This is a genomic window from Oleiphilus sp. HI0086, assembly GCF_001635225.1.
In genome coordinates this window covers 1-6,715 of record NZ_LWFZ01000404.1, presented here as the reverse complement: position 1 = coordinate 6,715, position 6,715 = coordinate 1, and the positions used below count along the sequence as shown (strand labels likewise).

Annotated in this window: 5 protein-coding genes and 1 pseudogene; 2 read left to right on the top strand and 4 right to left on the bottom strand. The window is 50.0% G+C overall.

The annotated features are described in order from the left end of the window. The first annotated feature begins 63 nt into the window (after window positions 1–63). Both A3756_RS05040 and A3756_RS05035 read left to right on the top strand, forming a co-directional pair. A complete protein-coding gene (locus A3756_RS05040; protein ID WP_068509542.1) occupies window positions 64–1,935 on the top strand; it encodes an FAD-dependent oxidoreductase in 1,872 nt (623 codons plus the stop codon). Window positions 1,936–1,997: 62 nt separating this feature from the next. Then, window positions 1,998–2,549 carry a hypothetical protein gene (locus A3756_RS05035; RefSeq protein ID WP_068509538.1) on the top strand — a complete coding sequence of 184 codons (552 nt, stop codon included), beginning with the start codon at window positions 1,998–2,000 and terminating at the stop codon, window positions 2,547–2,549. Window positions 2,550–3,177: 628 nt separating this feature from the next. On the opposite strand, the gene A3756_RS05030 is transcribed toward A3756_RS05035, so the two are convergent. From A3756_RS05030 to A3756_RS28610, 4 genes and pseudogenes are all read right to left on the bottom strand, one after another. After that, complete coding sequence (locus A3756_RS05030) at window positions 3,178–4,773, bottom strand: efflux RND transporter periplasmic adaptor subunit (RefSeq protein WP_068509535.1); 1,596 nt, start codon at window positions 4,771–4,773, stop codon at window positions 3,178–3,180. Then, complete coding sequence (locus A3756_RS05025; protein ID WP_082865091.1) at window positions 4,770–6,179, bottom strand: TolC family protein; 1,410 nt, start codon at window positions 6,177–6,179, stop codon at window positions 4,770–4,772. The genes A3756_RS05030 and A3756_RS05025 overlap by 4 nt, the downstream gene beginning before the upstream one ends. Before the next feature lie 11 nt (window positions 6,180–6,190). Next, a pseudogene (locus tag A3756_RS05020) lies at window positions 6,191–6,445 on the bottom strand (DUF411 domain-containing protein); the annotation flags it as partial. A gap of 90 nt (window positions 6,446–6,535) precedes the next feature. Next, window positions 6,536–6,715, bottom strand: a 180-nt coding sequence (locus A3756_RS28610) for a hypothetical protein (protein ID WP_156490287.1), incomplete at its 5' end; no start/stop codon positions are given.

Sequence of the window (6,715 nt, the reverse complement as noted above, 5' to 3'; positions counted from 1 at the left end):
TATTGATCAATATTAATAATTCATGTTAAAAATATTATCCAGTATTTAAAAGAGGTGTTCACTGTGGGTAAGAAACGTTATAAGACAACTAGGCAAGGCCTGAACCGACGCAGCATCCTAAAAAATGGGTTGGGGGCTCTCGGCGCAGTCGCCCTAACTGCCGGGGGGAATAGCGTCAATGCTACAGCTAGCAAAGATTCCACGGATAGAGAAATCGACAAGTATGACTATGATGTCATTGTTATTGGTGGTGGCTTTGCCGGGGTTACCGCTGCCCGTGAGCTCAGGCAAGCTGGGCTATCAGTACTAATATTAGAAGCTCGTAATCGCCTTGGTGGGCGTACCTTTACCGTAAAGCGTGATGGTAAGTTGTTTGAGCTCGGTGGCGCCTGGGTGCACTCCACGCAACCTAATGTTTTCGCTGAAATTAATCGCTACGACTTGCAATTAGTGGATTCTACTCCAAGCACGATTCCCGACTTACTGTGGTGGGATGGTGATGAGGCGCGGGATGCTGGCATGAGCGGCATCGCACCACTGATTAGGATGGCTGCCTGTGGGAATGGGGCACCAGAAGGTGAACCATCGCCACCTATGGTCACCTATCAAGGCTTTGCCATTGCCAATGAGCAAATGCACCAATTTCATGATGGTGCCGCTCACTCCTTTCCATTGCCCTATGATCCTTTTAGTACAGATAATTGGCAAGGCGCCGACACTCTATCGGTTCGCGATCGCCTTAATCAGATGGACCTCTCTCCTTCTTTCTCACCCATCATCGAAGGACTCTTGGGCGCTTCCGTTCATGGAGACTTTGATCAAGCTAGCTACGTAGAAATGCAACGATGGTGGTCTCTCGTTGGCAGTGATATCACTCGTTACAGTGATAGCGTCTCTCGCTATAGCTTTAAACATGGTACGCAAAGTTTAATCAATGCCATGCTGGATGATGGTCGCCCTGACGTGGAATTGGGTACGCCAGTGAAGGAAGTTCATGATCTTGGGGATCACGTAAAAATAATCACCAGCACAGGCAAAACATTTACCTGCCGGTCCACGATTAGCGCAGTCCCCATGAACGTACTATCCAAGATTCAATTTTCGCCTGCGCTACTATCACAAAAGGTGAGAGCGTCCGAGGAAGGTCATGCCGGCTCTGGAATGAAGTTCTACATTCGCATCCGACAGAATATAAAGCCCATCTTAATGTTGGCCTCGGAGCAAGACCCTATAAGCACCATTATGACCATGGCCAGCCCTAACGAAGGCACTAATCTCGTGGCTTTTTCCACTGATCCGTCACAAATTGACCCCAACAACCACGCGCAAGTCCAAAAATTATTGCGCCGCTTTCTACCGGATGTTGATGTGGTGGATACCCTACACTATGACTGGCACCTGGACCCTTACTCAAAGGGTACTTGGTGCGTTCTGAAAAAAGGTCAATTGACGAATTCGATTACTGCATTACGCGAACCCCAAGGGCGAATATATTTTGCCGGTGGCGATATTGACTTAGGCTGGCGCGGATTTATCGACGGCGCTATTGCGACGGGTAACCAAGTTGGCCAAAAAGTGGCTCGTCTACTAAACGCACGCACGACCCCAATTTATAAAACAGAAAAAATGGCAGCCGGCGCTCACATAGACACAACCCTTAATCAATGCACCGTGTGTCACAGTACAGACGCATCCGGAAAAGCAAGTGTTGGTCCCAATCTTAGAGGTAAATACGGACAACCCGCCGCTTCGGCTAGCAATTTTAACTACTCGTCGGGTTTATCTGAGAGCAATCTCACTTGGAACGAAGCCAATCTGGATCGTTTCTTGGAAGACCCCGCCGGAACAGTGCCTGGTACCACTATGGGCTTTGGGGGGATAAAAGACCCCAACGAAAGGAACGCCATCATTGAAGCCCTCCGTGCACTTAAATAGGCAAGAAAAACCATTGGTAGCACCATCCTAACAAACCAGCGTAATGTGGATAGGAAATGAATATGAAAATGTACCCGATTTTAGCGTATCTATGTGCTCTATTGATATCGGACGTAGTGAGTGCAAGTGACATTAATAATGACAGAGACAACGAAGAAATTTATCGAAAACTACTAAAAATCGAATACAACAATCGTGTATTTGCTTATCTTTCAACTCAAATCATCGCAAAAAACCGAGAGGGTTCTCCAATGGGGGAGTTTTATCAAGCGTATTATCGGTTGGAGGTGTTGAACAAAAGCCTCTATGAGAATATGGAAAAGAAACTTAACTTTGAATACCAGCCCAATCTGTTTACTCGTACTCGTGGAAAGTTAACCGGGTATATCTCCTCTGTTCTGCCTGTTACAGCAGGTATGCTTGTATCTATCATTCAACCATACGTGGAAAAGCTTACCGTATTAAATCAAGTTTCCCCAGCAGAGCACAGTAAGTTCTTCAGCTATGTACTTGCGCAAGAAAAAGCTCAGCTTAAAGCCTCACAGGTGGCAGTAGAGAGAGGCTGGTCAGAGGGGGCTAAGGTTTTAAGAGAGTTTATTGAAAATCAAAAATAATCCCAAAATTAATGTTCTGGACTGCCCGGCGTTTCATAAACATTTCCGAGCTATTATTGTTGTATGGCTACTTTAATGAGCTGTTGAGCAAGAATTGGACCTTCTATTTCACTAAATTTTATTGGTTCTTTCGGGGGCGGGTGATAGTAGATTTGATGCTGAGGCGGTCATGGGGGCGTAGAGGACATTCTTTTAATGCATGAGCTCTGTCTAGCGAATTCAAGCTGTGGGGGCTATCTAGAAGAATTAATTACNTAAAAGGGGGGCTGATAAGGCCCTTTCTTCGTCTTCTGAGTAATAGTTTCCTAAAAGAACAAATATTGGCCTCGCAACATCAATATCTGGGTGTTGATCTCAGGTGAAATTCATGTGTGGGACTTTTTACGGTGTTGCCTTGGATCCGGTTTCGGGTTGAAAGTCTCATAACGCATGAGATAAAAATTTGATATGGGTACAAGCACCGTGATAGATACTTTTAGTCCTCATTTGGTTGCAGCCATAATTGGTTTGGTTGTCGAGATAATTGGTTGGTGTAAAGACATGATCCAATAAGGTTTAATCCAATCTAATAGTAAAGTGTAACTTATGGTGTAGCTTTTCTCTTCGGGGCTAAAAAAATCGTTATAAATCAAAGCTCAAGTACTGCTGCATCATGAGTCATGGATTGATGTTGGTTGTGATCCATTTCCAAAACGTCATGACTAATAGAAGACTCACCATCGGCCATCGGCATGTCATCCGTAACGGTGTCGGGTCGATGGATCTGGCTGATCACATAGTTGTTGTCGCCCTCTCTTGTAATTTCTACGTGAAGAGTCATATCAGACTGTAAACCTTGAAGGTCTACATTTTTTGCGGCGGTAAAATTCATGGTCATGGCCGGCCATTGCCAGTCATCAATGGCATCATGCGCCAGCGTCAACATCCGGTGTTCGGGCATCAGGCTTTTAAGACGTGCGCCGACCCAGACCGATGTGGGAGCCATAGTCTCAGCCTTATCATCCGAACCATGATTCATGCGCCGAAAGTCCGAGGTTTTGCTGGACTCGGAATCAATCAGGAATTGTGCTGACGTCACAATGCGGTCGCCCTCATCAAGTCCCAATATGATTTCCGCCTGCTCATCGTTGATATTCCCAACCTGTACAGCAACGGATTTAAAACGGCCTTCGCCCTTGGCCAGCACAACACGGGATTGACTGCCGGTACGGATCAGCGCCTGACGGGGAATCAACAGAGTATCGTCCATCGGTGCCGTCTCAATGCGCATCTGCGCAAACATGCCCGGCTTCAGATAACCATCGGGATTGTGAAAATGTACTCGTATCTGTGCGGTGCGAGTCTTGGTGTTAAGGCTCGGGTAGACATAATCAACCTGGCCCTGCCACTCTCGCCCTGGCGAATAACCCAACTGCATCTGGACCTGATCGCCGACCTGCACCAGGGAAGCCTGTCGCTCAAAGACTTCACCAATCACCCAAATATGTTCCAGCTGACCGATGGCCATGATTTCCATGCCGGGTTTTACAAACATGCCTTCGCGCGCCATGAGGTTATCCAGCACACCCGATTGCGGCGCTGTAACGGTGATGGTCTGGCTCACCTTGCCGGATTTCCTCAGGCGGTTGATTTCTGATTTTGGCACCTGCAGGGATGCCAGGCGCTCCTTGGCGGCTTCAATCAGCGTGGCGTTATTGCGTTTTAGTGCCAAGAGTAATTCCTCCTGTGCATTAACCAGGGTCGGTGAGTAAAGCGCATAGAGAGATGCACCCTTCTGCACCGGATCGCCAGAAGCTTTGACGTAGAGTTTTTCAACCCAGCCCTCTACCCGCGGATGAATATGTATCAAGCGATCTTCATCGTATTGCACATAACCCACGGTATTGACGGAAACGTCCATCTGGCCGCGGGTAACGGGTGCCGTGCGTACGCCAAGGTTATTGACCACATCCGGCGATATGGTGACTGTGCCAATCTCCTCATCACCGCCGGCTTCTTCATACACCGGAATCAGATCCATCCCCATCGGAGATTTTCCGGGCTTGTCGCGTTTGTAATTGGGGTCCATCGGCGCGACCCAATAGAGCGGTTCTTTTTTGGCTGTCGCCTTACCGCCCTCTCCCGTGTCTTGCATGCGCCAATAGGCTGAATAGTGGGCCAGGGTTGCCGTCGCAATCAGCAATGCAACCGTTATAAAGAATGGTTTATTCAGTTGAATCTTCATGGGTTCTTTCCTTCCGTGCGGTTACCGTGTGTTGCAGGGGACTGCTTTGCGTGGCTCTGCGGTAACAGCACTGAGCGGTTTGTCGGTAAGAGATAGTTCAGTTCGGCAAGGATTTTTAGCCGATCGACCTTGATGGTCAGGAAATCGATTTTGGCGTTCAGCTCGGCGATGCGGGCACGCACCGCTTCAGCAAAGTCGCCGTCATCGTTGTTATAGGCAGTCAGGGCAGCTTCGGCCTGCTCCGCCATTTGCGGCAGTAGCTGCTGGTCATAGAGTGTGCGGCGCTCATTCAGGCGCTGGATTTGCACAATGGTCGTGTCCAGCTCCGCCATTAACTTTCGCGCCATCAGTAGCTTGTCTGTTCGCAGTGCCTCAGCTCGGGAGGTAGCGGCGCTAACATCTTTATCCTGTCGATTGCCCGTGAAAAGCGGCAGATCAAATGTGACGCCGACCGAGAACAGATCGGCGCGATCCCGGCCCATGGGGTCATCGTCCCGATAGCCGTACTGGGCGGTGAGCCCCCACTCGGGCTTATACTTTTGCTGGGCCAATTCAACCCCGGTCTGCATAGCCTCGATACGTTGGTCAAAGGCCAATAACAGGGGATGCCGATTGATCTGTTCATAGAGCCAGCGATCATTGTGCGTCTGACCCATGCCTGGGGTTGGCTCATCACCCAATTTACTGGATAAGGTCCGCGCCAACGGCAGACTGGCTTGACCGCCAATCCACTCGGAGAGCCGCTGCTGGGCAGAATCCAGTTGTTGTCGCAACGCAGTCAGCCGATCATCCAGCCGGGTGAGTTCCAGTTTTGCCCGGATAATATCCTGCTGTCGGGCACGCCCCAGCGCGGAGGAATAACTGGCTTTGGTGGCATCCACCAGATGTTCAAACAGCGCACGATCCTGCTCAATTAAACGGATACTTTCCTGTGCCCGGTAGGCTTCCAGCCATAACTGAGTCACCGTCGCTGTCACCTTGTCCTGGCGATCCTGTCTGAGTAAGGGTTCCTGGGCCGCCAACTCCTGATTTTGGCGGCTGGTTAACGCCAGGCTATCGCCGCGCGGAAACATCTGACTAACACCCACAGTCAGTTGCGTCATCGGTTCCTGATTGATATCGAAGCTATCGGTTGGAAAGTTGGCCGCCATTAGGCTGACCTTGGGATCGGGCAGGGTTGAGGCGGAAATGGATTCACTGGTCAGTGCATCTTCCCGGTAGCGGCTGCCGTTCAGCCAGGGGTCGGAGGCAATCGCCTGTGCAATCGCCGCTTCCAAAGTCAACGTACCAACCTGGTCTTGATCCAGCTGTGTTTGGGCAAACTGTTCCTGGGCAACTTTTTCCTCGGCAAAAGCAGGAACCCCCACCAACAGGAACAATAATAAAAAACGCCATTGAATGTTCATGGTGATACGTCCTATTGCTGATCGCGGCTGCTCACTGAAGCAAACACTTCAGCCGAACCGTCTTTTTTTAGCAACCACACCTGGTAAGGCATAAACCTGTCGCCCATTTCCATCCCGGGGCTGCCCGCCGGCATGCCCGGCACGCTCAGGCCGATGGCACCCGCCGGTGGATTTTCCAGAAACTGCTGAACGAAGCGCGCGGGGATATGACCTTCGAACACATAGCCGTCACTCGTCACCGCCGTGTGGCAGGAGTGGTATTCAGGGTGACCGACTATATGGGGTCCTAGGGATTTTGCCTCCATATATTGCAAAAACCTCTGAAGCCCCCGTCTGCCGTGGCTTGTAGAGGGGTATCAACTTTCATTTCTAGGTCGATAGCCCTCAATCGGTGCCATTAAGTCCTCCAGTTTTGGCAGTTCGCCCGTCGGCGCGAACGTGTATGTACCCCGGAAGTTGATGTTCTCCCAAGCTACCGGTGAGGCCCGCTTGACTGTTTCCTGGTATCTGTCATTGCGCTGTTCCTCGAAGCTGTC